Origin of the sequence: Natronococcus jeotgali DSM 18795, from assembly GCF_000337695.1 — an archaeon.
Lineage (GTDB): Archaea > Halobacteriota > Halobacteria > Halobacteriales > Natrialbaceae > Natronococcus > Natronococcus jeotgali.
Genome location: NZ_AOIA01000017.1, coordinates 19,710 through 45,556, shown reverse-complemented (window position 1 = coordinate 45,556; position 25,847 = coordinate 19,710). Strand labels below are relative to the sequence as shown.

29 protein-coding genes are annotated in these 25,847 nt (G+C 68.1%); 16 read left to right on the top strand and 13 right to left on the bottom strand.

Going from position 1 to position 25,847, the window contains the following annotated elements; translation table 11 throughout:
• The first annotated feature begins 397 nt into the window (after window positions 1-397).
• The gene (locus tag C492_RS00705; RefSeq protein ID WP_008419589.1) at window positions 398-964 is read left to right on the top strand and encodes a helix-turn-helix domain-containing protein; all 567 of its coding nucleotides are present in this window, start codon (window positions 398-400) and stop codon (window positions 962-964) included.
• Between the two features lie 24 nt (window positions 965-988).
• On the opposite strand, the gene C492_RS00700 is transcribed toward C492_RS00705, so the two are convergent.
• Complete coding sequence (locus tag C492_RS00700) at window positions 989-2,080, bottom strand: M24 family metallopeptidase (RefSeq protein WP_008419588.1); 1,092 nt, start codon at window positions 2,078-2,080, stop codon at window positions 989-991.
• A 139-nt stretch (window positions 2,081-2,219) separates the two neighbouring features.
• Between C492_RS00700 and C492_RS00695 the strand changes: the two genes are divergently transcribed.
• Window positions 2,220-3,083: a COX15/CtaA family protein gene (locus tag C492_RS00695; protein ID WP_008419585.1), complete on the top strand. Its 864-nt coding sequence runs from the start codon at window positions 2,220-2,222 to the stop codon at window positions 3,081-3,083.
• A gap of 23 nt (window positions 3,084-3,106) precedes the next feature.
• Here the strand turns inward: C492_RS00695 and C492_RS00690 are convergent, their stop codons facing one another.
• Window positions 3,107-3,598, bottom strand: a complete 492-nt coding sequence (locus C492_RS00690; RefSeq protein ID WP_008419583.1) for a metal-dependent hydrolase — start codon at window positions 3,596-3,598, stop codon at window positions 3,107-3,109.
• 109 nt (window positions 3,599-3,707) lie between these two features.
• Here C492_RS00690 and C492_RS00685 point away from each other — a divergent pair, with 109 nt between their 5' ends.
• On the top strand, window positions 3,708-4,337 hold the full coding sequence (locus C492_RS00685; RefSeq protein WP_049892580.1) for a uracil-DNA glycosylase family protein: 630 nt from the start codon (window positions 3,708-3,710) through the stop codon (window positions 4,335-4,337).
• On the opposite strand, the gene C492_RS00680 is transcribed toward C492_RS00685, so the two are convergent.
• Both C492_RS00680 and C492_RS00675 read right to left on the bottom strand, forming a co-directional pair.
• Entirely contained in the window at window positions 4,334-5,596 is a 1,263-nt protein-coding gene (locus C492_RS00680) for a DNA polymerase Y family protein (RefSeq protein WP_008419579.1), read from the bottom strand. The genes C492_RS00685 and C492_RS00680 overlap by 4 nt on opposite strands.
• 77 nt (window positions 5,597-5,673) lie before the next feature.
• Window positions 5,674-6,222 (bottom strand): hypothetical protein, encoded by a 549-nt coding sequence (locus tag C492_RS00675; RefSeq protein ID WP_008419577.1) that lies wholly within the window; start codon window positions 6,220-6,222, stop codon window positions 5,674-5,676.
• Between the two features lie 140 nt (window positions 6,223-6,362).
• Here C492_RS00675 and C492_RS00670 point away from each other — a divergent pair, with 140 nt between their 5' ends.
• A complete protein-coding gene (locus C492_RS00670) occupies window positions 6,363-6,749 on the top strand; it encodes a hotdog family protein (protein WP_008419576.1) in 387 nt (128 codons plus the stop codon).
• A 39-nt stretch (window positions 6,750-6,788) separates the two neighbouring features.
• Here the strand turns inward: C492_RS00670 and C492_RS00665 are convergent, their stop codons facing one another.
• Both C492_RS00665 and C492_RS00660 read right to left on the bottom strand, forming a co-directional pair.
• The gene (locus C492_RS00665; RefSeq protein WP_008419574.1) at window positions 6,789-7,112 is read right to left on the bottom strand and encodes a transcription factor S; all 324 of its coding nucleotides are present in this window, start codon (window positions 7,110-7,112) and stop codon (window positions 6,789-6,791) included.
• 121 nt (window positions 7,113-7,233) lie between these two features.
• Entirely contained in the window at window positions 7,234-7,899 is a 666-nt protein-coding gene (locus C492_RS00660) for a helix-turn-helix domain-containing protein (RefSeq protein WP_008419572.1), read from the bottom strand.
• A 487-nt stretch (window positions 7,900-8,386) separates the two neighbouring features.
• On the opposite strand from C492_RS00660, the gene C492_RS00655 reads away from it, so the two are divergent.
• Window positions 8,387-8,812: an EamA family transporter gene (locus C492_RS00655; protein WP_008419570.1), complete on the top strand. Its 426-nt coding sequence runs from the start codon at window positions 8,387-8,389 to the stop codon at window positions 8,810-8,812.
• A gap of 234 nt (window positions 8,813-9,046) precedes the next feature.
• Here the strand turns inward: C492_RS00655 and C492_RS00650 are convergent, their stop codons facing one another.
• Together C492_RS00650 and C492_RS00645 are read right to left on the bottom strand one after the other, a co-directional pair.
• On the bottom strand, window positions 9,047-10,033 hold the full coding sequence (locus C492_RS00650) for a beta-ribofuranosylaminobenzene 5'-phosphate synthase family protein (protein ID WP_008419567.1): 987 nt from the start codon (window positions 10,031-10,033) through the stop codon (window positions 9,047-9,049).
• Window positions 10,034-10,118: 85 nt separating this feature from the next.
• The gene (locus C492_RS00645; protein ID WP_008419565.1) at window positions 10,119-11,111 is read right to left on the bottom strand and encodes a phosphate uptake regulator PhoU; all 993 of its coding nucleotides are present in this window, start codon (window positions 11,109-11,111) and stop codon (window positions 10,119-10,121) included.
• A 481-nt stretch (window positions 11,112-11,592) separates the two neighbouring features.
• Here C492_RS00645 and C492_RS00640 point away from each other — a divergent pair, with 481 nt between their 5' ends.
• From C492_RS00640 to C492_RS00620, 6 genes are all read left to right on the top strand, one after another.
• Window positions 11,593-12,585 (top strand): PstS family phosphate ABC transporter substrate-binding protein, encoded by a 993-nt coding sequence (locus C492_RS00640; RefSeq protein ID WP_008419563.1) that lies wholly within the window; start codon window positions 11,593-11,595, stop codon window positions 12,583-12,585.
• A 43-nt stretch (window positions 12,586-12,628) separates the two neighbouring features.
• Window positions 12,629-13,564 carry a phosphate ABC transporter permease subunit PstC gene (gene pstC / locus C492_RS00635; protein WP_049892564.1) on the top strand — a complete coding sequence of 312 codons (936 nt, stop codon included), beginning with the start codon at window positions 12,629-12,631 and terminating at the stop codon, window positions 13,562-13,564.
• A 46-nt stretch (window positions 13,565-13,610) separates the two neighbouring features.
• Window positions 13,611-15,329 carry a phosphate ABC transporter permease PstA gene (gene pstA / locus C492_RS00630; protein WP_008419559.1) on the top strand — a complete coding sequence of 573 codons (1,719 nt, stop codon included), beginning with the start codon at window positions 13,611-13,613 and terminating at the stop codon, window positions 15,327-15,329.
• On the top strand, window positions 15,326-15,460 hold the full coding sequence (locus tag C492_RS25475; protein WP_275040312.1) for a hypothetical protein: 135 nt from the start codon (window positions 15,326-15,328) through the stop codon (window positions 15,458-15,460). Before pstA ends, C492_RS25475 begins: the two co-directional genes overlap by 4 nt.
• A gap of 1 nt (window position 15,461) precedes the next feature.
• Window positions 15,462-16,124 carry a phosphate signaling complex protein PhoU gene (phoU, locus tag C492_RS00625; protein ID WP_008419556.1) on the top strand — a complete coding sequence of 221 codons (663 nt, stop codon included), beginning with the start codon at window positions 15,462-15,464 and terminating at the stop codon, window positions 16,122-16,124.
• Window positions 16,125-16,252: 128 nt separating this feature from the next.
• Window positions 16,253-17,368, top strand: a complete 1,116-nt coding sequence (locus tag C492_RS00620) for a CobW family GTP-binding protein (protein ID WP_049892563.1) — start codon at window positions 16,253-16,255, stop codon at window positions 17,366-17,368.
• Here the strand turns inward: C492_RS00620 and C492_RS24370 are convergent.
• Complete coding sequence (locus tag C492_RS24370; protein WP_008419551.1) at window positions 17,363-17,521, bottom strand: hypothetical protein; 159 nt, start codon at window positions 17,519-17,521, stop codon at window positions 17,363-17,365. The genes C492_RS00620 and C492_RS24370 overlap by 6 nt on opposite strands.
• A gap of 117 nt (window positions 17,522-17,638) precedes the next feature.
• Between C492_RS24370 and C492_RS24365 the strand changes: the two genes are divergently transcribed.
• A complete protein-coding gene (locus tag C492_RS24365; protein WP_008419549.1) occupies window positions 17,639-17,806 on the top strand; it encodes a hypothetical protein in 168 nt (55 codons plus the stop codon).
• Window positions 17,807-17,848: 42 nt separating this feature from the next.
• On the opposite strand, the gene C492_RS00610 is transcribed toward C492_RS24365, so the two are convergent.
• Together C492_RS00610 and C492_RS00605 are read right to left on the bottom strand one after the other, a co-directional pair.
• Window positions 17,849-18,196 (bottom strand): DsrE family protein, encoded by a 348-nt coding sequence (locus C492_RS00610; RefSeq protein WP_008419546.1) that lies wholly within the window; start codon window positions 18,194-18,196, stop codon window positions 17,849-17,851.
• Window positions 18,197-18,429: 233 nt separating this feature from the next.
• The gene (locus C492_RS00605; RefSeq protein WP_008419542.1) at window positions 18,430-19,590 is read right to left on the bottom strand and encodes a glutathione-independent formaldehyde dehydrogenase; all 1,161 of its coding nucleotides are present in this window, start codon (window positions 19,588-19,590) and stop codon (window positions 18,430-18,432) included.
• A gap of 192 nt (window positions 19,591-19,782) precedes the next feature.
• On the opposite strand from C492_RS00605, the gene mobA reads away from it, so the two are divergent.
• From mobA to C492_RS24360, 3 genes are all read left to right on the top strand, one after another.
• Window positions 19,783-20,424: a molybdenum cofactor guanylyltransferase gene (gene mobA / locus C492_RS00600; RefSeq protein WP_008419540.1), complete on the top strand. Its 642-nt coding sequence runs from the start codon at window positions 19,783-19,785 to the stop codon at window positions 20,422-20,424.
• 71 nt (window positions 20,425-20,495) lie between these two features.
• A complete protein-coding gene (ilvD, locus tag C492_RS00595) occupies window positions 20,496-22,235 on the top strand; it encodes a dihydroxy-acid dehydratase (RefSeq protein ID WP_008419539.1) in 1,740 nt (579 codons plus the stop codon).
• 65 nt (window positions 22,236-22,300) lie between these two features.
• The gene (locus C492_RS24360) at window positions 22,301-22,456 is read left to right on the top strand and encodes a hypothetical protein (RefSeq protein ID WP_008419537.1); all 156 of its coding nucleotides are present in this window, start codon (window positions 22,301-22,303) and stop codon (window positions 22,454-22,456) included.
• A gap of 110 nt (window positions 22,457-22,566) precedes the next feature.
• Here the strand turns inward: C492_RS24360 and C492_RS00590 are convergent, their stop codons facing one another.
• Window positions 22,567-22,998 (bottom strand): adenylyltransferase/cytidyltransferase family protein, encoded by a 432-nt coding sequence (locus C492_RS00590; RefSeq protein WP_008419535.1) that lies wholly within the window; start codon window positions 22,996-22,998, stop codon window positions 22,567-22,569.
• 82 nt (window positions 22,999-23,080) lie between these two features.
• Window positions 23,081-23,575, bottom strand: a complete 495-nt coding sequence (locus C492_RS00585; protein ID WP_008419533.1) for a Mov34/MPN/PAD-1 family protein — start codon at window positions 23,573-23,575, stop codon at window positions 23,081-23,083.
• A gap of 103 nt (window positions 23,576-23,678) precedes the next feature.
• On the opposite strand from C492_RS00585, the gene C492_RS00580 reads away from it, so the two are divergent.
• Window positions 23,679-25,586 (top strand): DHH family phosphoesterase, encoded by a 1,908-nt coding sequence (locus C492_RS00580; RefSeq protein ID WP_008419531.1) that lies wholly within the window; start codon window positions 23,679-23,681, stop codon window positions 25,584-25,586.
• Window positions 25,587-25,847: the final 261 nt, after the last annotated feature.

Below are 25,847 nucleotides of genomic sequence, written 5' to 3'. Positions count from 1 at the left end.
TGGTCTAGACAGTACCGGTTGTTAGATAGCGTCTGCAGACGTACCGTTTTCTCGTCGGGTTTGCTCGCAGCGCTCGCTCACCGCTCTCTGCTCACGGGCGCTTCGCGCCCTCTGCTCACGGACGCGCAGCGTTCGTTCGTACGGTATGCGAGACCAACGGTCTCGCACTATTCGCATGGTCAGTGGGACCGCCGGTCCCACTCGACTCCAACAATCTACGTTAAAAAAGCCGCTCGCTCCTGCTGGTCGCTCGCGGGTGCTGTGCTCGAACCGCACCGCAGCGGTATCGGTTTCGCCTGTATGCAACACGATCATCAAAAACCGATCAAGGTCACAAGGTTTCAGCGGAGCCACAAAGGTTTATCCATGCACGCGGCCTCGTGGACACGAGAGGTACATGGCTTCAGACGACACCGACGAGCGCCCGGAGGGGGACGACGGACGGCTCGAGGCCGACGGAGCGGATCGAGCGCCGGCAGCCGAGGAGGTCGACCAGCGCATCGTCGACCTGCTCTCGTGGATCCTCGACACGGAGACCCGCGCGCGGATCTACGTCCACCTGCTGGCGGACCCCGGCAGCACCTCCGAGGAGGTCGCGACGGGAACCGGGCTCTACCCGAGCACCGTCCGCGAGGCGCTGGCGGAGCTCCACGACGAGGGGCGCGTCACCCGGGAGAAACGCCAGAGCGAGGGGGCGGGGAACAACCCCTACGAGTACACGGCGATCCAGCCCAGCGAGCTCGTCGGCGGCGTCGTCGATCAGGTCCAGCGCGAGCTCAACGCCATCTTCACGCTCGACCGGGCCGACACGCCCGACGGGGCAGAGCTCGAGCCGGTGACGATCACCGTCGACGACGCGGACGCGGACCCCGAGGAGGACGATCCGATGATGCTCGAGGACGACATGGACATCGACGCCGGCGACCGAACTGACGACGACGAGGCGACGGAGACCGACCGATAAACGACCGTTTCGACCGCGAGCCGTTCAGGAGTCCGCGAGCCCGAGCACCGCGGGTCGCTCGAGTTCGAGCTCGCCGCCGACGGCCGTCGCCGACAGGGTCGGCCACTCCCCGGTTGTCGTGAGCACCTCGACGTCGTCGTCGACCAGCGCGGTGTCCTCGCTTTTCGCGCCCTGCACCGTCGGGTTCCAGGCGTAGGCCATCGGCGCTCGGACCGCCGCGTCGTGACCCGGAGTCGCGATCCACTCCCGGCCGGCGAAACCCGCGGCGCCGCCCTGGTGGTGGCGCTCCCACTCGCCGTCGTACCCCGCGTCGGCGTAGGCTTTCTGGATCGACTCGAAGACGTCGCCGGCCGTCCCCCCGTTTTCCGCCGCCTGCCGGGTCGCGGCCAGTGCCGTCGTCTCGACGCGGGCCGCGACGCGGTGGCGCTCCTCGAGCCAGGCCGGCGGGTCGAAGGCGACGGTTCGGGTGCAGCTGGCGTGCAAGCCGCGTCGCTGGGCCGTCACCGAGACGAGCGCGTAGTCGCCGAGCTCGGCGGTCGTGGGCGTGTAGTGGCGGTACCGTCGGGCTCGCTCGCCGCCGCCGACAAGGACGACGGGCGTCTCGATTCCCCGCGCCGAGAGCGCGACCCGCAGCGCGGTCGCGACCTCCCGTTCGGTGTCGTCGGGCTCGAGCTCCCGACAGACCGACTCGAGGGCCCGCGCGGTCTCCCGGCCGAGCTCGCGGTAGCGCTCGCGGTCGCGCCCGGTCAGGGGCTGGCGGAGGGCGGTCGGGTCGACGGTCTCGAGCCCCGGGACGTCGATGTCGGCCGCGGCGCGCTCGCCGTCGGTTCGGTCCGCGATCGCCTCGGCCAGCGAGGCGTCGTACCAGGGGTACCGCTCGACGGCGGCGTCCTCGAGGTCGGGCAGCTCCTCGACCTCGATGCGTTCGGCCTCGATGTCGTTTGTCACCACTCGAAACTCGCCGTCGAAGCCGACGGCCGCGTCGCCGGCGTCGCCCTCGCGGTCGACGACGTTGTTCCCCCCGGTGAGCCAGGCGAAGGCGTTCGGTCGAGCGAACCAGATCGAGTCGAGGTCACGGCGCTCCAGGGCGCGCTCGAGTCGGGCGCGTTTGTCCATGTCGGGCGCTGGCGAGGGCGCACCTTGAATCCGACGAACCCGTTCGGCCCGCGGGGCGCGAACGGGACGAATCCGAGCCGGTTCGGGTCCGACTCGGGCAATCTAAGTACGGGTGGTCCCAACCCCCGCCAGAACGCCCGTGTCGACTCAGAGCCACACCTCCGGTCTCGGACTCCGCCCGCTGATCGCTCGGTTCGGTTTTCCGCACCTCCTCGCGGCGACGCTCGCGTTGGTCGCGTCGACGATCCTGCTCGGCGTCGCGGCCAAGGCGACCGGTTCGGGGCTGGCCTGTCAGGCGAACTGGCCCCAGTGCGACGCCGGACCGTACAACCTCTTCCCCGCGAACCTGCCGAGTTTCTACGAGTGGTTCCACCGCTTCGTCGCGATGTTCGCCGGGTTCGCCATTATCGGCTCGGCGGTCGCGGCCTGGCGCTCGCCGTCGATCGATCGCCGCGTCACCGCCCTCGTCGTCGGCGGGATGGTCCTGACCCCGATCCAGGTCGTCCTGGGCCGCGAGACGGTCACCCAGTACACGATGGACATCCTCTCGCTACACTTCTGGACCGCGGTGACGATCTTCTCGATGTTCGTCGTCGCGACCGTCCTCGTCTGGTCGGACTCGCTGCGAGCGGGCCACGTCACCGCGGCGCTCGGACTCGGCGCCCTCGCCGTGCCGGCCCACGTCGCGCTCAGCCCGCTCGAGGTGAGCCTGATCTCGAACTACTCGCCGACGACCCAGCTGCTCCAGTACGGCGCGACCCTCGCCCTGCTCGCGGGAGTGATCGTGGCCGCGATGGGCGGTCGGTGGCGCTTCGACGATAGGCGCCTCTCGGGGCTGCTGTCGGTCTCGACCGTCCTCGCGCTCGTCGTCGCCTACCTCGGTCGGCGGGCCGTCATGACCTACAGCGCCACCCTCGACGGACTCTACGTCGCCGCGGCGCTGGCCCTGCTGGGTACGTTCGCCGCCGCGATCGTCCGAACTCGGACCGCGAAAACCGTCTGAAGTTCTCGTTTTTCCGCGGTTCGTCAGCCGACCGCCGAGACGCCGACCGCAGCGGCGACGGCGGCCAGCACCCCGGCGACCAACAGCGCGTAGTTCGCCACGGGGTTCTTCGCTGGCGTCACGCCCAGGGTGTACCGCCGTCGCGAGAGGGGCCAGAACGGGCGGACCCCCATCGGCGTCAACGCGTCGGCGAGCAGGTGCGACCCGACCGAGAGCGTCCCGACGGCGAACGCGAACGCGACGAACGCGACGTCGACAAGCGGCGACGCCGCCTCGACGAGGACGGACGCGGCCGCCGCCAGCGCGGCGCCGACCAGCGCCGCGAAGACGAGGGTGTGGGTCGGCCCGCGGTGCTCGAGAAACGGGAGGCGGTGGTCGCAGTCGGGAAGCGTCGACAGCGAGACGCAGACGAGCCCGCCGACGATCGCCGCGGCCTCGTAGCCCGCGAGGCCGACGGCGGCACCGAGAGGCGCGTACGCGAGCAACGCGGCGCCGTAGTGGCCGTGCTGGTACATCCTCCCGAACTGTGTCGTGATCGCTGATAAGTTTCCCGCCCGATGGCGACGATCGAACGGCTCGCGCCCGACCGCGGCCGTTATGGGCTCCCACCACCTCACTCCGGCCGTGCAAAACGTCACCGACAGGACGAGCAACCCGTTCGGCATGCGACCGCCCTTCGATCGGAGCCCTCCCGGCGACCGACCCGCCGTCTTCGGCTACGGCGACGCCAACGCGGACTTCCACCTGATCGGCGACCACCCCGGCGTCCACGGCGGTGCCGACACGGGCGTCCCGTTCAGCGCCTCCGAACTCGAGCCGCTGCGGGCGGTCTGCCGCGACGTCGGATTCGAGAGCGGCCCGTCCGACGAACCCGACTTCGAGAACCTGTTCGCCAGCTACGTCCACATGTGTACGCTGCCGCCCGGCGAGGCGCCGACCGACCGGGAGTACGGCGACCTCGAGCGCTACTTCGACGCCGAGTTGCGCGCGATCAACGCCCACATCCTCATGCCCGTCGGCGAGCGGGCGACCGACCGCGTCCTCGAGGGGTACACCACCCAACGCGGCCGGATCGACCTCGAGATGCCCGCGTTACACGCCACGGAAATCCGCGGTCGAGGGTTTCTCGTCGTCCCGATCCGGGAGCCCGCCGCGTGGGAGGACACGGAGCAGGAGGCACTGCGCATGCGCCTCGAGGCGATCCTCGGACGGGACTACCGCCAGACGAAAGGCGTCGCGACGATGGTCGGCTAGAAGTCCTCGAGCGAGGCCTGGCCCGCGTCGGGGGTCGAGTCGGCCGCCCGTTCGGTCTCGGTTCCACCGCCCGACCCGTCGGCGCCGTCCGCCCAGCCCTCGAGGCTGGTCTGGTCGGCCGCGGCGAACTCGAGGTTCGCGACCCTGACGCCGACTTTCCTGACGGGGTCGCGCTCGAACTCCGCGAACAGCTCTCGAGCGATGCGCTCGACCAGTTCCGGCTGGTCGATCGGCCCGGGTAGCGATCGCTCGCGCGTGTTGACCTCGAAGGGGGGTTCGACGGCCTTGACGCCGACGGTCCGATAGAGCGCACCCTCCCGTCGAGCGCGGTCGGCGACCGCGGCCGCCAGCGTCTCGATCTGCTCGTACTTCGGCTCCGGCTCGGCGACGGGCTCGGCGAACGCCGACTCCCGCGAGAAGCTCTTGGGGTCGCCCTTCGGCTCGACCCGTCGGTCGTCCTCGCCGCGGGCGCGGTCGTACAGCTCCCGGCCGCGCTCGCCGAACCGCTCGACCAGCGGCTCGGGGTCGGCCGCGGCGACGTCCCCCGCCGTCTCGAGGCCCATCTCCCGCAGCTCGCGGGCGGTGACGGGACCGACGCCGTGGAGCAGGTCGACCTCGAGCGGGGCGAGAAACTCCCGGAGCTCGCCGGGGCGGACGACGGTCAGTCCGTCGGGTTTGTCGAAGTCGCTGGCGATCTTAGCCGCGCTCATCGTCGGCGCGGCGCCGACGCTGACGACGATGCCGACCTCCCGTCGGATGCGGTCCTTGACGTGGCGGGCGAAGCCGTCGGCGACCTCCCAGGCGGTACGATCGGTGACCTCGAGGTAGGCCTCGTCGATGCTGACCTCGCGGACGACGTCGGCGCAGTCGTGCAGAATGTCCTGGACGTCGCTCGCGACGGACTCGTAGTAGTCCAGATCGACGGGGCGGTAGTGGCCCGTCTCCGGTTCGGCGAGGTCGGGGTCGTGATCTGCGGCGTCGGGCTCGAGGGCGGCGCGACGGGGGAGTCGTTCCAGCGCCGTCGAGATCGCCTGCGCGCTCTCGACGCCGAACTCGCGGGCCTCGTAGCTGGCGGTGGCGACCGCGCCGTTCGTCTCGCCGGGCTCGTACCCCATCCCGACGACGACGGGTTCGCCCTCGAGTTCGGGCTCGCGAAGTCGCTCGCAGGCGGCGTAGAAGCAGTCGGCGTCGACGTGGAGGACGATGGGATCCTCCTCGTCCTCGTCCTCGACTCCCGGAAGTCGCGGCCCGTCTGCCATTCACTCGAGAGTTCGAGCGCACGGATGTGAACGTTGCGCCCTCGTCGACGGTGTCCGAGCCGTCGCCGCGGCTCGCCTCACCGACCCGCGATTTCCGCGCCCGTCCCGTCGACGTCGAACGTCTCGGTCGACTCGCGGCCGTCGGTGAACGTCACCCGAACGCCCTCGGGGTCCCAGGGCTCGGCGACCCGGACCAGTCGCCCCTGCGGCGCCAGGTCGTCGGTCCGGCCCTTCCGACGGATGCAGACGTAGCAGTGAACCCGGTCCCCCTCGCGGACGACGTGGGTGACGCGGGCGTCGGAGGACTGGCCGGAGGAGGCGACCAGAAGGTCGACGACGAACGACTCGCCGAACGCCGTTTCCTCGAGAAACGCCCGCTCGTCCGACGCGAGCGCCGCGTCTCGCTGCTCGGCGATCTCCGCAGGCGGCTCGAATCGATCGAGCTGTTCGGGACGCGTCGCCAGAATCGCCCCCTGATCGTGCCACAACCGACCGACGGACGAGAACTGCCGTGTCTCGAACTCGAGTCGGTCGTCCCGAAACGACGGACGGGCACAGAGCGCCGGGAGCGAACAGCCGGCCAGGGGAACGGTTCCGAGCGCCGCGAGGAGACCACGACGGCTCATCGATCGACACTTTACTCCCGTATGACAAGTACGTTGGCCTCCGGACGCGGCGAGGCCGTGCGAGTCCCGCACTCCAAATCGACCGGTACCCGGTCACTTTTTCGTCCGGCTTCCGACACGAGAATCGAGGATCCGTTCGTATGACCCGACCGACCGAAGGCGAGACCCACACGTTCGAGCGCGCGTTCACGACCGAGGACGTCCGACGGTTCGCGGAGCTCTCGCGGGACACCCAGGACCGCCACACCGAACCCGACGCCGAGGGCCGACTGCTGGTCCACGGCCTGCTGACCGCGACCCTGCCGACGAAAATCGGGGGCGACCTCGAGGTGCTCGCCTCCTCGATGGAGTTTCAGTTCCGTCGCCCCGTCTACACCGGAGAACGGATTACCTGTACGTGGACCTACGAGAGCGTCCTCGAGCGCGAGGACCGCTACGAGCTGGCGGTCGACGTCGCCTGCGAGAACGGGGCCGGCAAGACGGTGTTGACCGCGGCCGTCGAGGGGCTGATCTGGAAGGAACGGTGATCGGTCGTCGGCCTCGAGCGGCCGACGCGAGGGCGACAGTCAATTGTAGCCGCGCCAGCGGTGGCCGCACTCGGTACACTTGAAGAAACGGGTCGGGGGCTCGTCGGCCGAGGCGGTCTGTTTGAGCGTGTACCACGCCTCCTGGGTGCCACACTCGTCGCAGACGACGTCGGTCGCCTTAGGCTTGCCCTCGAAGTTGGCGTCCTCGCTCGATTCGATCACGTCGTCGTCGGTCTGGGACTCGGTCGTGACGAACTCGCTTTCGGCCTCGCGGTCGCGCTCGCTCGAGGCGCCGCAGTTCGAACAGACCATGCGGTCGCCGTCGGCTTTCATCATCGAACCGCAGTCGTCGCAAAACTGCATGTCCGCACGTACGTACACACAGCGACAAAACTCCCTCGCTCATCCGCCAGCAGACGCCCCACCAATGCGTTTCGACGGAGCACACAGTGAGATCGTCGCCGCCGCACCGAGTGGCCGTCGATCAGTCCGTCTTCTCGCTGTCGTCCACCAGGGAGGAAACGACGAGCCGTTTGATCCCACGCCGAAGGAGCCCACTGGCTGCGGGTTGAGAGATGTCCAGATTGGCGGCGACGTCGCTGAGGGTTGCGTTCCGTGGATCTTCGAAATACCCCGTGTCGAGTGCGACGAGGAGCGCCTCTCGTTGACTGTCGGTCAATCCCGCGTCCGTATTCCCTAACCCAGCGTATTCGTTCACGCGCAGCAACTCGATATCGATGTCGTTCCGTTCCGAATACTCCCAGAGAGGGGCCAGATTCGTCCGGTCGGGCATCCATACCGTTAGAATCCAACCGTTTCCGTCGTTTTTCATATCGAGTATGACACCGTTGGCAGTCGAGATAATCGGTGAGATGATCTTCGCTTCGTCGGTATACTCGAAGCTGTAGATCGCCTTCCCGTCTCTGGTTTCGATAACGCGTTCGAACTCGCCGACGGTGTGATCGTTCCGCAGTCCGTCTTCGAACCGGCGGAAATCGGACGACTGTATGCGGTAGAAGAATTTCCCCGACGTCGGGTCAGTTCCCGCCTCCAACACCGACTCGACTTTCGAACTCGGGTCGTGAGTGACTGTCTTTGTGAGCACTATGTCAGGGTGCTCGATTCGGACGACTGCTTTGATATCGGTCACTGTTCTATCGGGTAGGGGCCTTCAATACATGAATACGTATATTTGGTGAAGCCCGTAGCAACTATCAGAACCGGTTTGCTGGATACAGAGGATGTGACGCACCGAGGGGCGTTCCAAATCGGAGACAGCGAAACGCTACGCAGAACGAGGCGAACGCGCATCAAAAATCTCTCGTGGACCCCTCTGGGCGATACTCGTCCGTTTTGCTCGCCCTCGTCGCCCTCGCTGTCCGCCGAGCAACCTGCGAAAGCGGTCGGGAACGCGTGAACTCTTCTGGACCCGATATAAATGGATTATTCGATTAAGAGTGAGACCGATGCGGGCACGGTCGGTATGCAGTATGTATGGCACGGAGATACCACGCCGATGACCGAGGTAGCGACACTGAAGTAAAAATCTACCTCCCTGCCGGGGTCACCCCGCCGTTCGATACCGGTCGCTTCGAGCGTCTCCGGACGTCGCTACTCAGCCGTTACGTTGACTCATAATGGATTTCCCTCAGATAGATTCGGCCGTGTTCTTCGGGTCGATTACGATGGTCACGTGGGGAATCTGGGTAGTTCTGGGCAACGCCGCCTCGGAGTCCATCGATCCGCGGACGGCCGCCGCGATCTCCTATCTCGTTGCGGGGCCTCTCGCACTCGGATTTATCCTCGTTTCGGACGCATCGCTCGCCATCACCGCGAAAGGAGGGCTGCTCGCCGGCGCGGCCGGACTGTTCACGGGAATCGGCCTGATTTCGATGTACGTCGGCCTCTCCGGCGGGTCAACGACGGTCGTCTCTACGCTCGGTGCGATGTACTTCGTCGTCGCGGCTCTCATCGGGATGGTCGTTCTCGGAGACGAGGTTACGATAACGAGATTTGCCGGGATCGCGTTCGCAATTATTGGGGTCGCCCTGGTTTCCCAATAGATTCACCCCGACCTGACCCTCTCCCACGGCTGAAGCCGTGGGATTTCTCCTCGAACCACTATAACGAAATCGTACGACCAACTGCTGGAACGGACTCGGATAGCGTGCTCGAGTTGGCAACAGAGAGCTCCGACACCGTCCCAGCCGAGGCGCTCGCGCTGTTCCGCCTCGCTCCGCTCGCGATCGGCCAGCGCGCGCCACTGCGGTGGAGGACCGTCGATCCGTCGGGTCCGTTCACTTCCGATCCGTCCCGAGGTCGACCGTCGCCCCGCCGGTCGCCGCGGCCGAGAGGACGACTTCCCCGCCGACGCCGCGATCCGCGAGCGCGTCCTGGGCCGCGCCCCTGGCCTCGGTGGCGTGGTCGGCGTCGGTGAGCCCGTAGACGACCGGGCCCCACGAGGACTGGCCGACGCCCGTGAGGACGGGACAGTCCTCGAGGGTCGCGACCAGCTCGCCCGCGGGCGGGCGGAACACCCCTCCCTGGGCGTCGGCGTACCAGGAGCCGTTCTTGCGGCCGATCTCGGCGATCGCCTCGCCGAAGGCCTCGAGGCGACCCTCGGCCGCAGCGGGCAGCAGCTTGCGGGTGACCACGCCCGCGAGCTCGTCGGCGACCGCGGGGTCGGCCCGCTCGACGACCGCGCGCATGCTGGCGTCCTCGTTCTCGCCGCTGCGCCCGGGGTCGGCGTCGGGGACGACGATCAGAAAGCGCCAGTCCTCGGGCAGCCGGTGGCGGGCGACGACCGGAGGGACCGTCCAGTCTCCCTCCGCGGGCGGCTCGGTCGTAAACCGGCTCGTGGGGTGGCCGGCGTCGACGACGAACCCGCCGTCCTCGAAGGTCGCGACGCCGACGCCGCTGCGGCCGCCCCGGCCCATCGCGGGCGCCAGTTCGCGCACCCGGGGCTCGAGGCCGTGGGCCCGCGCGGTCGCCGCCAGCACCGCGAGCGCGAGCTGGGTGCCGCTGCCCAGGCCGACGTGGCGCGGCAGGCGCTGCTCGAGCGAGAGCTCGATCCCCGGGACGCCCAGCGCGTCGGCGGCCCGCCGAGCGTACTCGGCGACGAGCGGGTCCGACGCCGCGACCGTCGACGCGGGGTCGGCGACGACGGTCGCGCGGGGCCGCTCGAGGCCGACGCCGACGCCGCCGTAGAGGCGCCGGCGGGCCAACGAGAGGTTCTGGAAGCCGACGTGGAGGCGCGCGCCCGCGCTGACTGTGGCCGTCGTCATCGCTGTTCCCGCCGTAGGGATCCGCTCGGGAAGGGGGTTTCGTCCCTGGCAACGGTCGGCGTCGGGGCGCTCGAGGGGCGCCCGGTCACGGGCGGGGCGCGGCCTTCTGCATAGCCGTCTCGGCGATGTTGCCGCCGTAGTCCGCGCTCCGGGACAGCGAGTCGAGCACGAGCCCGAGCGACTGGGCCTGCACGGGCTCGAGCTCGTAGAGCATCTCGTCGATCGTCCGGGTGTGGTCGTCGATCTCGGGGACGGCCTCGAGGGCCTCGTGACCGAACGACGTGGCCTCCTCGCCGTCGGCGAACAGCGCGTCCATCGCCGTCTCGAGGATGTCGGCGGTGTCGGCATGAAGCGCGAGCAAGGCGTCGGCGACGTCCTCGGGGACGGCATCGAGCTTGAGTGCGAGGGCCGAAATCTTGGCGGCGTGGTCGGCGACGCGCTCGAGCTGGCGGGCGCTGGAGTGGTAGTCGAAACAGTCCTCCCGCGAGACGCCCAGCCCCTCCGCGGCCCGGGGGGAGCGAAGCGTCGCCCGGAAGATCCGGGAGACGACCAGAAAGAGGCGGTCGACGTCGTCGTCGCGCTCGACGACGTCACGGGCGATGTCGTCGTCGTTCTCGACCAGGGCGGTGACGGCGTCGGACAGCATCGAGGTCGCGATCAGACGCATCCTGGAAACGGCGTTGACGATCGACAGCTCCGCGGAATCGAGTAGATCCTGGATGACGACCAGCCCGTTGTTCTCCTCGACGACCTCGACGCCGACCAGTCCCTGGGTCGCGTTCCTGATCGCCCGGCGCTGGTCGGTCGTAATCCGGTTCGCCTCCAGGCGGATGATGTCGAATCCGCTGACGTACATCGTGAAGATCGCCCGGACCAGCTGTTCGTTTCCTAGCTCCGAGACCTCGAGGGACCCCTCCTGGTGGGTCGTCTCCCGCTGCGGGGTGAGCAACAGCGTGTCGTCTTCGGAGTAGATCTCGACGGTCGTTCCGCTCGCGACGCCGTTCTCGGTGGCCCACGTCTTCGGGAGCGAGACGGTGTACGTCGACCCGCCCGTCACCTGCACCTTGCGCGTCTCCATGGGTGGCAGTTGTCACAGAGGGCTATAAATCTGCATCGATCTATAGAGACGACCGGATATCTCGGCGAAGCGCCGCCACGCTCCCGTTTTCGGACTGTGGGACGACGGTATCCGACCGTATCAGTACGTCGTTAACAGTATCGGAACGTAGTACTATATAGATATTTATAAATATATTGCTCTCGGTTGCAGGACGGGCGGACCCGCGATCCCGCCGATCGTCCGATCTCGAGAAGTCGAACCGGTTCGACGGCGAAGGATCCGTCGATAGGCGTTGGCTGTCACGCTTCGATACCCGGGCGTTCGGGCTCGTCGCGACGGAGCCGCGGCAATGGGCGATCGTCCCGAGGGGGTCGTCGGAGAGGGAGACGGTCCCTGTCTCGAGAGGCACGGAGGGGGTCCGTACCGGGATATGTCCCTCCCGACCGATATATAGACCACATAGCATCGTACTTTTACTATCTCCCGAATCGAGTACTCGATGGCAGACAACCGGTACGCGACTTCGGCGGGTGGCGTCTCGCGGCGAAAACTCCTGGGCGCGGTCGGATCGGCCGGCGCGGTCGCGGTCGCCGGCTGTTCCGAGACGAACACGGGGGACGAGAGCGGCGACGGGGAGCTCTCCGGAGAGGTCGTCGTCAAGGGGTCGAGCACGGTGTTCCCGATCTCCGACGAAATGGGCCAGCGGTTCATGGAGGAGTACCCCGGCGTCAACGTCACCGTCGACTCAACGGGCAGCGGCGGCGGCTTCGAGAACCACTTCTGTCCCGGCGACGCCGACATCAACGGCGCCTCGAGGCTGATCAAATCCGAGGAGGAGGACCACTGTGCGGAAAACGACGTGACGCCGGTCGAAATGGAGGTCGCCGGCGACGCGGTGACGATGGCGGTCAGCCCGGAGAACGACTGGGTCGACTGCATGTCCTTCGACGAGATGGCCCAGATCTGGCAGGAGGGCGGCGCCGAGACCTGGGCGGACGTCAACGACGACTGGCCCGACGAGGAGTTCGTCCTCTACGGCCCCGACACGACCTCGGGCACGTTCGACTGGTTCACCGAGAACGTCGTCGGCGACGCCGGAAACCACCGTACCGACTACGAGCCGACCGAGGACGACAACATCATCGTCGAGGGTATCGAGGACGACCCGCACGCGATCGGTTACTTCGGCTACGCCTACTACGAGGAGAACCAGGACCGCGTGAAGGCCCTCGGGGTCAGAGAAAGCGAGGACGACGACTGCGGGGACCCGGGGCTACAGGCGGCCAGCGAGGGCGCCTACCCGATGGCTCGGCCGCTGTTCGTCTACCCCTCCGAGGAGGCCCTCCAGCGCGAGGAGGTCGCCGAGTTCATGCGGTTCTACATCGAGAACTCGTCGGCGGACTGGATCGCCGACGAGGTCGGGTACGTCCCGGCGAACCAGGACATCGTCGACGAGAACCTGTCGACGCTCGAGGAGACGACGGGCAACTGACGGCTGCGGGCACTTTCACCTGTACTTTCACCGTGATCTCTCAATGAGTACTGATTCAGTAGCCGCCGACCTCACCGGGTCGGTCGACGGACGTATCGACAGGGAACGGCTGTACCGCTGGGTGCTGTTCGGCTGCGCCGCGCTGACGGTGTTCGTGACCGGAAGCATCGTCGTCACGCTCGCCGTGGACGCGGTCGCGTTCTTCCGGCAGGTCTCACCCGTCCCGTTTTTCACCGGGACGGAGTGGGAGTCGAGTCGAGGGTCGTTCGGCGTCCTCCCGCTGGTGACCGCGACGCTGATCGTCACGGTCATCTCGGCGCTGGTCGCCGTTCCGATCGGCACCGCGGCCGCGGTCTACCTGAGCGAGTACGCCAGCGATCGGGCGCGGTCGGTGCTGAAACCGGCCCTCGAGATCCTCGCTGGCATTCCGACGGTCGTCTACGGCTACCTCGCGCTGGTGTACCTGACGCCGTGGCTGCGGGCGGCCGGGCTCGAGTTGAACCTGTTCAACCTGCTGTCGGCCTCGATCATGGTCGGGATCATGATCGTTCCGATGGTCTCCTCGATCAGCGAGGACGCGATGAGCGCGGTGCCGGACTCGCTCAGGGAGGCGGGCTACGGCCTCGGCGCGACGAAGTTCGAGGTCTCGACGGGGGTCGTCATCCCCGCCGCAGTCTCCGGGATCTTCTCGTCGTACATCCTCGCGCTCTCGCGGGCGATCGGCGAGACGATGATCGTCGTGATGGCCGGGGGAATGCAAGCGCGCATGTTGGACGTAACGAACCCCCTCGCGAACCTCTTCGACTCCGGACAGACGATGACGGCCGCGATGGTCCACGCCGTCACGAGCGACGCGACCGGCGGGACCCCGGAGTTCTACTCGATGTTCGCGATCGGGCTGACGCTGTTTTTCATCACGTTCGCAATGAACCTGCTCAGCAACCGCATCGCCGCACGATACCGGGAGGAGTACCGATGAGCGCGACTCGACCGACCACGGACGACTCGCGGGGGGTGGACCGCTGATGGCGACCGCAGACGACGGAACCGACCGCTGGTTCGGCGCCGACGGACAGGTCAGCCAGCTCCGGGGTGCGCTGTTCAAGGCGTCCTGTCTCGGGGCGACCCTGCTCGCGCTCGCGCTGGTGTTCGTGTTCCTGCTGTACGTGTTCAACAACGCGATCCGGCCCGCGACGGCCGATACGGGCTGGCTCCTGACGGTCGCCGGAACGGTCGTCCTCCCCGCGGTCGCCCTGACGGCCTACTACTACCGACGCGACACTCGAGCGGGCGAGGTCGCGTACACGGCCCTGGGGGTACCGGTGGCGGCGACGCTGCTGGCCGGCGGCGTCCTCATCGTCTTCAGACACGTCGTCACTCCCCACGAGTGGCTGGCGTTCGTCGTGGCCGCGGCCGTCGCCTACGGGGTCGTCGCGGGCCACCGCCGCCTGCGGGGCGACGCGGCGCCCGGCCTCGAGCGGACCGCGGTCGTCGCGCTCGTTCCGTTGCTCGCGATCGTCGGCGTGCCGGGATTCGGCGTGGATCACCAGCTCCGGACGCCGCTGCTCGGCCAGGAGCTGTTTCGGCTCTCGGTGTCGGTGCCGGAGCTCCTGCCGAGCCTGCGCGAGGTGATCCTCGCCCAGCCCGCTCTGCCGATCGCTCCGGCGTCGATCCTGCTCGCGTTTACGGTCCCGATCGCCGCGGCGACCGCCCGACGCGTTCGGAACGTTCGGAACCGCGATCGGGACGCGGCCGTCGCCGGCATCGGGACCGTCGCCGTCGCCGGCATCGGGATCGTCGCCGCGCCGGCGGTCGGCCTCCCGGCTACCGCCTGGGTCGTCGCGACGACCGTCGTCGGCGTCCCGATCGGACTGTACGTCGAATCCGTCCTCCGACGCGGGGAGGGCGTTTCCGGACTGGCGTTTCCCGTCGTCGTCGGCCTCGGCGTCGCGCTGGCGTTTGCCGTCGTCGAGGCGGTCGGGTTCGCGGGTCCGGACCTCTGGCTCGACTGGAGCTTCCTGACCGGGAGCCACGACACGACTCCCCGGGAGGCGGGGATCTACCCCGCCCTCGTCGGCTCCGTGATGATGCTCGTCGTCGTCGCCGTCGCGGCGTTTCCCGTCGGCGTCGGCGCCGCAATCTACCTCGAGGAGTACGCCCCGACTCAGGGGCGTCGGAGCTCGGTCGTCGAACTCATCGAGATCAATATCGCGAACCTCGCGGGGGTTCCGTCGGTCGTCTACGGCGTGCTCGGGCTCGCGCTGTTCGTTCGCGGCATCGGGATGCGGGCCGGCATCGTCGTCGTCGGCGGGTTGACGATCGCGCTGTTGATCCTGCCGATCATCATCGTCTCCGCCCAGGAGGCGATCCGGAGCGTTCCGGACTCGGTTCGCCAGGCCTCCTACGGCGTCGGCGCCACGAGGTGGCAGACGGTTCGCAGCGTCGTCCTCCCGCGGGCGATGCCCGGGATCCTGACCGGGACGATCCTCGCGTTCGGCCGGGCGATCGGGGAGACCGCCCCGCTGTTGATGATCGGGGCGGCCGCGGTCGTTCGCGTCCCGCCGGATACCTTCACGAGCCTGTTCAGCGCGATGCCCCGCCAGATCTACTCCTGGTCGAAGCTGATCGACGCCGACTTCCGGTACGGGGTCCTCGCGGCGGGGGTCGTCACGCTGCTCGTCGTCCTCCTGATGCTGAACGGCTCGGCGATCCTCCTGCGGAACAAGTACCAGCGCGAGGGATGAAACGGGACGACCGACGAGCGGGCGGCGCCTCGACGGCGAACGTCGCCGCAGCGTCGGAGACGCTGCCCGACGGTCGCGCGGAGGGCCGAGAGCGGAATCGACTCGCGAACCGACCGAACGCACTCGACTGACATGGCACGAACCGACTACCAGCAGCAACTCGAGCAGTTGCGCACGAACGTCGTGGAGATGAGCGACGCCGTCAGCCGACGGCTGCAACGCGCCCTCGAGGCGTACGAACGAAAGGACGACGCGCTCGCCGCGGAGGTCATCGCCGGCGACGACGAGATCAATCGGCGCTACCTCGAGCTCGAGCGGGCCTGTATCGAGCTGCTCGCGCTCCAGCAGCCCGTCGCCAGCGACCTGCGATTCGTCGCCGCCTCCTTCAAGATCATCACCGATCTCGAGCGGATCGGCGACCTCGCGGTCAACCTCGGCGAGTACACCCGCCGGGCGGAACGGGACCGCTACCCCGACGTCGACATCGCCCGCGTCGGGGCGGAAACGGTCGCGATGGTCGAGGACGCGACGCGGGCCTACGCCGACGGCGACGCCGCGGCGACCCGGGCTATCGCCGCGAGGGACGACGAGATCGACGAGCGGCTCGAGCGCGCGAGCCGGACCGTCGTCCGGAACCTCGTCGAAACCGAGCCCGACGACGTCGACGCGGTCCTCGAGGACGTCTCGCGGATGCTCCTGACGATCCGCGACATCGAACGGGTCGGCGACCACGCGGTCAACGTCGCCGCGCGGACGCTGTACATGGTCGACGACGACGACGGGCTGATCTACTGACCGCAACGGCGCGAACTCGACCGTCGCGCTCGAGCGAACGACGCGAGCGGGGACCGACACCGCCTCGTCGCCGCGGCCCGAGCGACCCGCGCCGTTTAGTAGCCCGGCGTCGTCCCGTACGGTACGCTATGTCAGGACACGGGGACGGTCGAATTCCGGTGACGATCCTCAGCGGCTACCTCGGCGCCGGCAAGACCACGCTGGTCAATCGCCTGCTCGCGAACGAGGCGGGGTACGAGATCGCGGTGATCGTCAACGACATGGGCGAGGTCAACGTCGACGCGGAACTGATCGCCCGCGAGAACGAGGCGGAGGGGGTGATCGACCTCTCGAACGGCTGCATCTGCTGTCGGCTGCAGGGCGACCTGCTCGAGGAGGCCCGTCGGCTCGCCGAGACCCGCGAGTTCGACTACCTGCTCGTCGAGTCCTCCGGGATCAGCGAACCGATTCCGGTGGCGCGAGTGTTCCTCGAGGGTACCGAGGAGAGCGAGATCGATCCGACCGAACTGTTCGAGCTCGATACGACGGTGACGGTCCTCGACACCTACGGCTTCTGGAAGGAGTTCGACGCCGGCGCAACGCTGCCCGAGGGCGCCCAGCCCGACGAGGAGCGGCCCCTGAGCGAGGTGCTGGTCGAGGGAGTCGAGTTCTGCGACGTCCTCCTGTTGAACAAGACCGACATGGTTCCCGACGACGTCCTCGAGGAGATCGAGACCGTCGTCGAGCGGCTCCAGCCTCGCGCCGAGCGCGTCCGGACGACCTACGCCGAGGTCGACCCCGATCTCGTCCTGGGGACGGGACGGTTCGACTTCGAGGACGCGAAACGTTCTCAGGGGTGGAAGCGGGAGCTGCGCGGCGAGAGCCACGACCACGGACACGATCACGGCCCGGACGCGAGCGCGGCCGAGCGCCACGGCGTCTCCTCGTTCGTCTTCCGGGCCGACGAGCCGTTTCGTCCCGACGAACTGGGCGCGTGGCTCGAGGACTGGGACGAGTCGGTGATCCGCGCGAAGGGGGTCTGTCACGTCGCCGGGCGCGAGGAGGTGATCGGGGTCAGTCAGGCCGGCCCCGCCGTGCAGGCGGGACCGATCGGCGAGTGGGGCCCCGACGACGATCGGCGGACGCGACTGGTGTTCATCGGCCGCGAGATGGACGAGGAGCGACTCCGGACGGAGCTCGAGTCGATGCTGATCGAGTCGGGGCGGGCGATCGAGGGCGACTGGACGGACCCGTTCCCCCTATAACTCGAGTTCGTCGCTGAGCTCGTCCCAGGACTCGTGAAAGCCGTGGGTCGACTGCGTCGTCGCCGACTCGGGGAGGGCCTCCTGGTAGACGTCGTCGTACTCGAGGAGCTGCCCCCAGCCGTCGGTGAACGAGTAGTTGCAGTACTTGCACATGACGCGAGATAGCACCGTCTCCGACATAGGGTTGGCGTCGATCGAGGGACTGCGATCAGCCGGACCGTCAGAAGAGCCATACCGACGGGGCGCCGAGGACGCCTACCACACGAGAGCATGACTCCGAAACGAAACGGCGCGTACGTCGGCAGTTCGACCGACGTCGTCGAGCGATCCTGCGATCACTGCGCCTGGCACGCGGTCGACGATACCTACCCCGACCTGATCGAGCGCTACCAGAACCACCTCCGCGCGGAGCATCCGACGGTGTGGCTTCGGCGCTAGCCGTCGGGACCGCTCCGCCGCGGTGGATCGAAGCCGGCGTCCCTAGCCGATCGTCAGCACGCGGTCCGCCGTCGTGACGACCTCGAGGAGGTCGCCCATCGTCGAGACCGGACACATCTCGCTTCCCTCGCCGTTTCGGATCTCGAGACAGGTACCACACGCCAGCAGCTCGCCGCCCGCGTCGTCGAACGCCTCCATGCGGTCCCTGACGTCGAACCCCTCGTCGTCGATCTCCTCGGCCTCGACGCCCTCCCCGAGCAGGAACGCCGAGACGTCGTGGCCGTCCTCGAGCGCCGTGATCCCGAACCGGAACGCGTTCCAGGCTCGCTCGGGGTCGCTGGTCTCCAGGACGATGCCGATGTGCTCGACGTCGTCGGTTGCTTCCGCCATAGTCGTGTATTGTATACCCAATACCATTAACTCTTCTGCTGGCCGGTTTCGGAAACGGTCGTCACGATACGCCCCGACGTCCGACGGCGGGAGGCGGCCGAGAGCGCAGCGTCCGCTACCCGCAGCCGTGGTGATCGACAGAAATCGTGCGTCCCAGGACCGATCGCGGGCCCCGAAACCGCGGTTCGTCCGCGGTTCGTCCGCGGTTCCGTCGGTGAGGACGGCCGTCCCGCTCAGGGCTCGAGCAGGACCTTGACGACGCCCTCCTCGCGGTCGTCGAAGCGCTCGTACATCTCCGGGGCCTCCTCGAGGTCGACGCGGTGGGAGACGACCCAGCTGGGGTCGGCCCGGCCCTCGATGATCATGTCGCGCAGCTCGCGGTTGTACTGCTTGACGTTACACTGGCCGGTGCCGAACCGGAGCCCCTTCTCGAAGAGCTTCCCGAAGTCGATGCCGAGTCGTCCCTGGGCGGCCATCTCGTCGGGCGCGCCGGGGTCGGAGGGGACGTACAGCCCTGGAACCCCGATCTCGCCGGTCGGTCGGACCGTCTGGATCAGCTGGTTGAGCACGACCGCGGGGTTCTCGCGGGCCGGGTCGTAGGCGTCGTCGCCGGGATCGGTCTCGGGGTCGATCGCCTGGTAGCCGACGGCGTCGACGCCCTTGTCGACCTCGTCGCCGTGGGCCTCGACGATCTGCTCGACGGGATCGCCCTCCTCGAAGTTGATCGGGCGGGCGTCGCAGTGGTCCTCGGCCATCTCGAGGCGACTCTCCACGCGGTCGACGACGTAGATCTCGGCGGCGCCCTGCAGCTTCGCGCTGTAGGCGGCCATCAGACCGACGGGTCCCGCCCCGTAGATCGCGATCGACTCGCCGGGCTCGAGGTTCGCCAGTCGGGTGCCGTGCCACCCCGTCGGGAAGATGTCGGCGAGCAGCGCGAACGAATCCTCGTGTTCGTCGCCCTCCGGGAGTTTCAGCGCGTTGAAGTCCGCGTACGGAACGCGAAGTTTCTCGGCCTGCCCGCCCTTGTAGGGTCCCATCGCGACGTAGCCGTAGGCGCCGCCGGCGAACCCGGGGTTGACGTTGGTACAGAACCCGGTGTAGCCGTTCTCGCAGTTCCGACAGAACCCGCAGGCGACGTTGAACGGCATGACGACGCGGTCGCCCACCTCGAGGCTCGTGACGGCTTCGCCGACCTCGCTGACGGTGCCCATGTTCTCGTGGCCGAAGACGATCCCCTCCTCGGCGGCGGTTCGACCCTCGTACATGTGGAGGTCCGACCCGCAGATACAGGTCGTCGTGATGTCGACGACGACGTCGTTGGGGTGTTCGATCTGCGGTTCGTCTACTTCCTCGACGGCGACCTCGTGCGGTCCCTGGTATACGACAGCGTTCATTGACATTCGATATCAGACTCCACGGTACCTGCCACGAATCTCCGGGTAAAGGTTGCTGTGATTAGCGCTGTGGTTGTTGTGCATCTCTAGTAGTGAGATCGAGTATCTAGTATCGGATGGAGCAATCGAACGAACGGTCGGTTTCGGTCGGGCCCCGACAGCTATTACGACCCGCCACCCCAAGCGCCGACTATGAGGTCTCAGCGATCACTGTCGGGGGTCGTCCTCGCGGGCGGCTACTCGACGCGGTTCGGCGAGGACGACAAGGCGGTCGCGGAGCTCGCGGGAACGCCGATGATCCGGCGGGTCGCCGACCGACTCGCGACCGTCTGCGACGAGCTCGTGATCAACTGCCGCGAGGAGCAACGCGGGGCGATCGAGGCGGCGATGGCCGACTTCCCCGAGCCCGTCGCGTTCGCGGTCGACCCCGAACCCGATCGCGGACCGCTGGCCGGCATCGCCGTCGGGCTCGAGGCCGCCGACCGGGAGTACGGCGCGGTCGTCGCCTGCGACATGCCGTTCGTCGACCCCGCCCTGCTCGAGCGACTCGCCGACCGCGCCGAGGGCCACGACGGGGCGCTCGTCAAACTCGAGGACGGCTGGTACCAGACGACTCAGGCGGTCTACCGGGCCGATCCGATGGCCCGAGCCTGCGCCGACGTCCTCGAGCGCGAGGACGGACGGATCCTCGCGGCCATCGAGGAGCTCGACGCCGTCGTCGTCGGCGAGGACGAACTCGAGGGCGTGAGCGAGGCGACCTTCGAGAGCATCGACACGAAGGCGGCGCTCCGGGAGGCGGCCGATCGGCTCGAGGCGGCGGACCGAATCCGTTAGCCAGTTCGCCGATCGCCAGCAACCCTTGAGGAGAAGGCGTGACTTATGTCCCCCCGAGACAAGATCCGACCATGAGCAGCGACGATCGGTTCGACCACGGGAAAGACGAGCGCCTCCAGAGCCGCGAGGTCACGGAGGGCGCCGAGAAGGCGCCCCACCGCGCGATGTTCCGCGCGATGGGGTTCGACGACGAGGACCTCTCCTCGCCGATGATCGGCGTCCCCAACCCCGCGGCCGACATCACGCCGTGTAACGTCCACCTCGACGACGTCGCGGACGCGGCCATCGAGGGCGCCGACGCGGCCGGCGGAATGCCCATCGAGTTCGGGACGATCACGATCTCGGACGCGATCTCGATGGGGACCGAGGGGATGAAGGCGTCGCTGATCTCCCGCGAGATGATCGCCGACAGCGTCGAACTCGTCAGCTTCGGCGAACGCATGGACGGTCTCGTCACGATCGGGGGCTGCGACAAGAACCTGCCCGGGATGATGATGGCCGCGATCCGAACGGATCTCCCCTCCGTGTTCCTCTACGGCGGCTCGATCATGCCCGGCGAGCACGAGGGCCGGGACGTCACCATCGTCCAGGTGTTCGAGGGCGTCGGCGCCTACGGCACCGGCGAGATGGACGCCGAGGAGTTGGACGAACTCGAGCGCAGCGCCTGTCCCGGAGCGGGCTCCTGTGGCGGCATGTTCACCGCGAACACGATGGCCTCGATCTCCGAGGCGCTCGGGCTCGCGCCGCTGGGCAGCGCCTCCCCGCCCGCGGAGGACGAGGAACGGTACGCGGTCGCCGAGCGCGCCGGCGAACTCGCCGTCGAGGTCGTCGAGGAGGAGCGCCGCCCCTCCGACGTCCTCTCCCGCGAATCCTTCGAGAACGCCATCGCGCTCCAGACCGCGATCGGGGGGTCGACCAACGGCGTGCTCCACCTGCTGGCGCTGGCCCGCGAGGCCGGCGTCGACCTCGAGATCGAGGACTTCGACGAGATCTCACGGCGCACCCCGAAGATCGCCGACCTCCAGCCCGGCGGCTCCCGCGTGATGAACGACCTCCACGAGCTGGGCGGCGTTCCCGTCGTGATCCGACGACTGCTCGAGGCCGACCTGTTCCACGGCGACGCCATGACCGTCACCGGGCGGACGATCGCCGAGGAACTCGAGCACCTCGAGGACGAGCGCGACCTGCCCGCCGATTCCGAGCTCGAGGCCGACTTCCTCTACACCGTCGACGAACCCAAACAGGAGGAGGGCGCGATCAAGATCCTCTCGGGCAACCTCGCCCCCGACGGCGCCGTGCTCAAGGCGACCGGCGAGGACCAGTTCCACCACGAGGGCCCCGCCCGGATCTTCGAGAACGAGGAGGAGGCCATGGCGTACGTCCAGGAGGGCCACATCGAGAGCGGCGACGTGATCGTCATCCGTAACGAGGGACCCAGCGGCGGTCCCGGGATGCGCGAGATGCTCGGCGTCACCGCCGCGGTCGTCGGCGCCGGCCACGAGGACGACGTCGCCCTGATCACCGACGGGCGGTTCTCGGGCGCGACGCGGGGTCCGATGATCGGCCACGTCGCCCCGGAGGCGGCCGTCGGCGGTCCGATCGGGCTGCTCGAGGACGGCGACGAGATCACCGTCGACATCCCCGAGCGCACCCTCGAGGTCGACGCCAGCGACGCGGAACTCGAGGCCCGCCGTGAGGAGTGGGACCGACCCGAGCCGGCCTACGACGCCGGCGTGCTGGCGAAGTACGGGCGGGACTTCGACTCGGCCGCGAACGGCGCCGTGACGAATCCCGGCGTCAAACGGGAGTAGCCTCCCTTCGATTTCCTGCACGGGTCTTTCCAGGCCCCGTCTCCGAGTACCGAACAGAGCGAGGGATGCACAAGTACTGTCTCGAGTGCGGCTGGCGGGCGAGTACGGAGGACGGTGACAGCGAGCGGGAGATATCGCGAAAGGCGATCGAGCACTTCGTCGAAACGGGACACACGGTGGACTCGATCCCGCTTCCCCCCCGCTGCGTGATCAAAAACTAGGGCTCGGCGGGTTCGGAATCCCCGTTCTCGACGTCGCGGACCCGCACGTTCGGGACGTCGCGTGCGTTTCTCTCCTCGTTCCGACGGCCACACGCCTCGGCTCCGCGGGGCTACCCGCGGCGCTCGAGGATCCGATCGACGATCAGCCGCGTCGAGAGCAACTCGTCCTCGCTGGCGGGTTCGCGCGCGCTCGCCCGCCGGACCTCGCAGTCGATTCCCCGAGCCGACAGCGCCTCTCGGATCGCGTCGGCGTCGTGGTGCTGGTCGTGGCCCAGCGCGATCACGTCGGGGTCGATCTCCTCGATCGGGACGAAGATGTCCTCCTCGTGACCCAAAAGCGCCTCGTCGACGGCTTCGAGCGCGTCGACGACGTCCCGGCGCTGGGTCGCGGGACAGATCGGCGCCGCCTTGTGGTCGACGTTGGCCTTGCGGGCGACGATCACGTACAACCGGTCGCCCATCGCGGCGGCGTCCTCGAGGTAGTGGACGTGGCCCGGGTGAAGGATGTCGAAGGTGCCCTGCGCGATGACGGTACGGCTCATTCGGGCGATCGCGCCTCCGGCGCGGGTCGTCGATCGGAGTCCGAGTCGTCGGTCGCCTCGAGTGAGTGAGTTGCGTTCGGAGTCATTGGAGATCCTCGTCGATGTCGGCCTGTGTGAAATCGAAGAAATCGTCGCCCTCGGGGAGCTCGACGTCGATCACGTTCAGGGTCGTCGGCTGGCCCCGGGAGTCGAAGGCCTTCCAGTCGGTCCGTCGGTACGGCGCTCCGATAATGACGTGGACGCTCCCGCGGCCGAACGTCTCTAAGTCCGCGTCGCTCGGGCTGATCACGCCGTTGGGATGGGAGTGGACGCTGCCGAGCGCCTTCACGTCGTTGGGTATCTGGCTCGTCCGGACGGTCGCGCTGACGCTGTTGGTCTCCGTTCCCGGCACGACGAGCACGTCGGTGATGACGAGCCCGTCCCGATCGAGGCCGAGCTCGCGGGATTCGGTGCCGCGAAGGAACCCCATGTACTCGTCGGGGTGGGCGGCCTCGGAGGACTCGATGGCGAACTCGAGGGTCTCCTCGGCGATCCCGAGGATCTCGCTCGAGCGAAACAGCGCGTCGAACAGCCCCATACCCACCCGTGCGGGCTTGCGGTTGCTAAACGTTCCGAAAGGCCACCCCGGGCCGGCAGGCTTAACAAGGGTTATACGCGCCCGCCACAAACAACGGCCAACGATGACTGCTGAGCCCGCCGGCGACGCCGGCGACGGCGACGGGGATTCCGTCGTCTACGATCTCGCTCCCGACTGTACCGCAGACGATCTCGAACGAAATCGACCCTACCTCGCTGAAATCAACGGCATCGTCGACTACGGCGTCTTCGTCGATCTCTCGGATTCGGTCTCCGGCCTCGTCCACGAGTCCGTCCTCGAGGGCACCTACGCCGTCGGCGACGAGCTCGTCGTCGAGCTCGAGACCGTCCGGGACAACGGCGACATGGCGTTCGAGCCGGTCGACGTCGACGACTACACCCTCGAGGCGGTCTCGCGGGACTACTCGCTGACCGGTACCGACCGCCTCGAGGCCAACGTCGGCGACCAGATCCACGTCGAGGGAGAGATCGTCCAGGTCAAACAGACCGCCGGCCCGACGATCTTCCACGTGGCCGACGAGCAGGGGATCGTCCCCTGTGCGGCCTTCGAGGAGGCCGGCGTCCGGGCGTACCCCTCGATCGCGGTCGGCGACGTCGTCCGCGTCACCGGGGTACCCGAACACCGCGACGGCGACGTCCAGATCGAGGTCGACGGCCTCTCGAAACTGGAGGGCGAGGACGCCGACGAGGCCCGCGAGCGACTCGAGGCCGCCCTCGAGTCTCGGGCCGAGCCCCGCGACGTCGAGCCGCTGATCGACTGGCCGGCCTTCGAGAAGCTCCGGCCCAACCTGAAGGAGGTCGCGCGGCTCCTTCGCCGGACGGTGCTGGAGGGACGCCCCATCCGCGTGCGCCACCACGCCGACGGCGACGGAATGTGCGCCGCGGTACCGGTCCAGATCGCCCTCGAGCGGTTCATCGCCGACGTCCACGAGGACGACGACGCGCCCCAACACCTCATCAAACGGCTCCCGGCGAAGGCCCCCTTCTACGAGATGGAAGACGCCACCCGGGACCTGAACTTCGCCTTGGAGGACCGCGAGCGCCACGGCCAGCAGCTCCCGCTCCTGTTGATGCTCGACAACGGCTCGACGGCCGAGGACGTCCCGGCCTACGAGACCCTGGCCCACTACGACATTCCCATCGTCGCGCTCGACCACCACCACCCCGACCCCGACGCGGTCGGCGAGTTGCTCGACGCCCACGTCAACCCCTACCTCCACGAGGAAGATTACCGGATCACGACGGGGATGCTCTGCGTCGAGCTCGCGCGGATGATCTACCCCGGGATGACCGACGAGCTGCGCCACGTCCCCGCCGTCGCGGGCCTCTCCGACCGCTCGAAGGCCGACGCGATGGACGACTACCTCGAGCTCGCCGCCGAGGAGGGGTACGACGAGCAGCGGCTCAAGGACGTCAGCGAAGCGCTGGACTACGCGGCCTTCTGGCTGCGGTACAACTCCGGCGATCGGCTGATCCAGGACCTGCTTCAGGTCGACTCCGACGACGAGAAGCGCCACCGCGAGCTCGTCTCCTTCTTCGCCGACCGCGCCCGGGAGGAGGTCGACGAGCAACTGGAGGCCGCCACGCCCCACGTCGAACGCGAGGAACTGGACAACGGCGCCCACCTCTACCGGATCGACGTCGAGAACCACGCCCACCGATTTACCTACCCCGCACCGGGCAAGACCACCGGCGAGCTCCACGACCGCAAGATCGAGGAGACCGGCGATCCCGTCATCACGGTCGGCTACGGTCCCGACTTCGCCGTGCTCCGTTCGGACGGCGTCCGGCTGGACATCCCGAACATGGTCTCGGAGCTCGAAGAAGAGATCCCCGGCGGCGGCGTCTCCGGCGGCGGCCACCTCGTCGTCGGCTCGATCAAGTTCGTCAAGGGCAAACGCGAGGAAGTGATCGACGCCCTCATCGAGAAGATGGCCGAGGCCGACATCGACGAGGCGCTCTCGAGCGCGGCGCTGATCGACGACGACTGATCGGGCGGTCGATCCGCGGACGAACGGTTCGCAGGTCGGTTCGGCCGACGACAGGGTTTCGGCACTCGGTTTTCGTGTCGAATCCGATCGATCGAGTCGGTACGTGGAGAGTGCGAACGTACCGTCCAGCGCCGATTCTGCAGCGCCGATCAGCCGCCACAGGTGGGACTGAACAGGCTGGCGCGTTGAGCGGATGCTTCGCGCCGACTGCTCGAGGGACTACCGGTTCCTCGCTGCTCGAGAGACGAAGCTCTCCCGTTG

What these genes read in the sequence shown, in the direction of transcription:
- C492_RS00705 (WP_008419589.1), top strand. Translation starts at nt 398, where the DNA reads ATGGCTTCAGACGACACCGACGAGCGCCCGGAGGGGGACGACGGACGG.
- C492_RS00700 (WP_008419588.1), bottom strand. Translation starts at nt 2,080, where the DNA reads ATGGACAAACGCGCCCGACTCGAGCGCGCCCTGGAGCGCCGTGACCTC.
- C492_RS00690 (WP_008419583.1), bottom strand. Translation starts at nt 3,598, where the DNA reads ATGTACCAGCACGGCCACTACGGCGCCGCGTTGCTCGCGTACGCGCCT.
- C492_RS00680 (WP_008419579.1), bottom strand. Translation starts at nt 5,596, where the DNA reads ATGGCAGACGGGCCGCGACTTCCGGGAGTCGAGGACGAGGACGAGGAG.
- C492_RS00675 (WP_008419577.1), bottom strand. Translation starts at nt 6,222, where the DNA reads ATGAGCCGTCGTGGTCTCCTCGCGGCGCTCGGAACCGTTCCCCTGGCC.
- C492_RS00670 (WP_008419576.1), top strand. Translation starts at nt 6,363, where the DNA reads ATGACCCGACCGACCGAAGGCGAGACCCACACGTTCGAGCGCGCGTTC.
- C492_RS00665 (WP_008419574.1), bottom strand. Translation starts at nt 7,112, where the DNA reads ATGCAGTTTTGCGACGACTGCGGTTCGATGATGAAAGCCGACGGCGAC.
- C492_RS00655 (WP_008419570.1), top strand. Translation starts at nt 8,387, where the DNA reads ATGGATTTCCCTCAGATAGATTCGGCCGTGTTCTTCGGGTCGATTACG.
- C492_RS00650 (WP_008419567.1), bottom strand. Translation starts at nt 10,033, where the DNA reads ATGACGACGGCCACAGTCAGCGCGGGCGCGCGCCTCCACGTCGGCTTC.
- C492_RS00645 (WP_008419565.1), bottom strand. Translation starts at nt 11,111, where the DNA reads ATGGAGACGCGCAAGGTGCAGGTGACGGGCGGGTCGACGTACACCGTC.
- C492_RS00640 (WP_008419563.1), top strand. Translation starts at nt 11,593, where the DNA reads ATGGCAGACAACCGGTACGCGACTTCGGCGGGTGGCGTCTCGCGGCGA.
- pstC (WP_049892564.1), top strand. Translation starts at nt 12,629, where the DNA reads ATGAGTACTGATTCAGTAGCCGCCGACCTCACCGGGTCGGTCGACGGA.
- pstA (WP_008419559.1), top strand. Translation starts at nt 13,611, where the DNA reads ATGGCGACCGCAGACGACGGAACCGACCGCTGGTTCGGCGCCGACGGA.
- C492_RS25475 (WP_275040312.1), top strand. Translation starts at nt 15,326, where the DNA reads ATGAAACGGGACGACCGACGAGCGGGCGGCGCCTCGACGGCGAACGTC.
- phoU (WP_008419556.1), top strand. Translation starts at nt 15,462, where the DNA reads ATGGCACGAACCGACTACCAGCAGCAACTCGAGCAGTTGCGCACGAAC.
- C492_RS00620 (WP_049892563.1), top strand. Translation starts at nt 16,253, where the DNA reads ATGTCAGGACACGGGGACGGTCGAATTCCGGTGACGATCCTCAGCGGC.
- C492_RS24370 (WP_008419551.1), bottom strand. Translation starts at nt 17,521, where the DNA reads ATGTGCAAGTACTGCAACTACTCGTTCACCGACGGCTGGGGGCAGCTC.
- C492_RS24365 (WP_008419549.1), top strand. Translation starts at nt 17,639, where the DNA reads ATGACTCCGAAACGAAACGGCGCGTACGTCGGCAGTTCGACCGACGTC.
- C492_RS00610 (WP_008419546.1), bottom strand. Translation starts at nt 18,196, where the DNA reads ATGGCGGAAGCAACCGACGACGTCGAGCACATCGGCATCGTCCTGGAG.
- C492_RS00605 (WP_008419542.1), bottom strand. Translation starts at nt 19,590, where the DNA reads ATGAACGCTGTCGTATACCAGGGACCGCACGAGGTCGCCGTCGAGGAA.
- mobA (WP_008419540.1), top strand. Translation starts at nt 19,783, where the DNA reads ATGAGGTCTCAGCGATCACTGTCGGGGGTCGTCCTCGCGGGCGGCTAC.
- ilvD (WP_008419539.1), top strand. Translation starts at nt 20,496, where the DNA reads ATGAGCAGCGACGATCGGTTCGACCACGGGAAAGACGAGCGCCTCCAG.
- C492_RS24360 (WP_008419537.1), top strand. Translation starts at nt 22,301, where the DNA reads ATGCACAAGTACTGTCTCGAGTGCGGCTGGCGGGCGAGTACGGAGGAC.
- C492_RS00590 (WP_008419535.1), bottom strand. Translation starts at nt 22,998, where the DNA reads ATGAGCCGTACCGTCATCGCGCAGGGCACCTTCGACATCCTTCACCCG.
- C492_RS00585 (WP_008419533.1), bottom strand. Translation starts at nt 23,575, where the DNA reads ATGGGGCTGTTCGACGCGCTGTTTCGCTCGAGCGAGATCCTCGGGATC.
- C492_RS00580 (WP_008419531.1), top strand. Translation starts at nt 23,679, where the DNA reads ATGACTGCTGAGCCCGCCGGCGACGCCGGCGACGGCGACGGGGATTCC.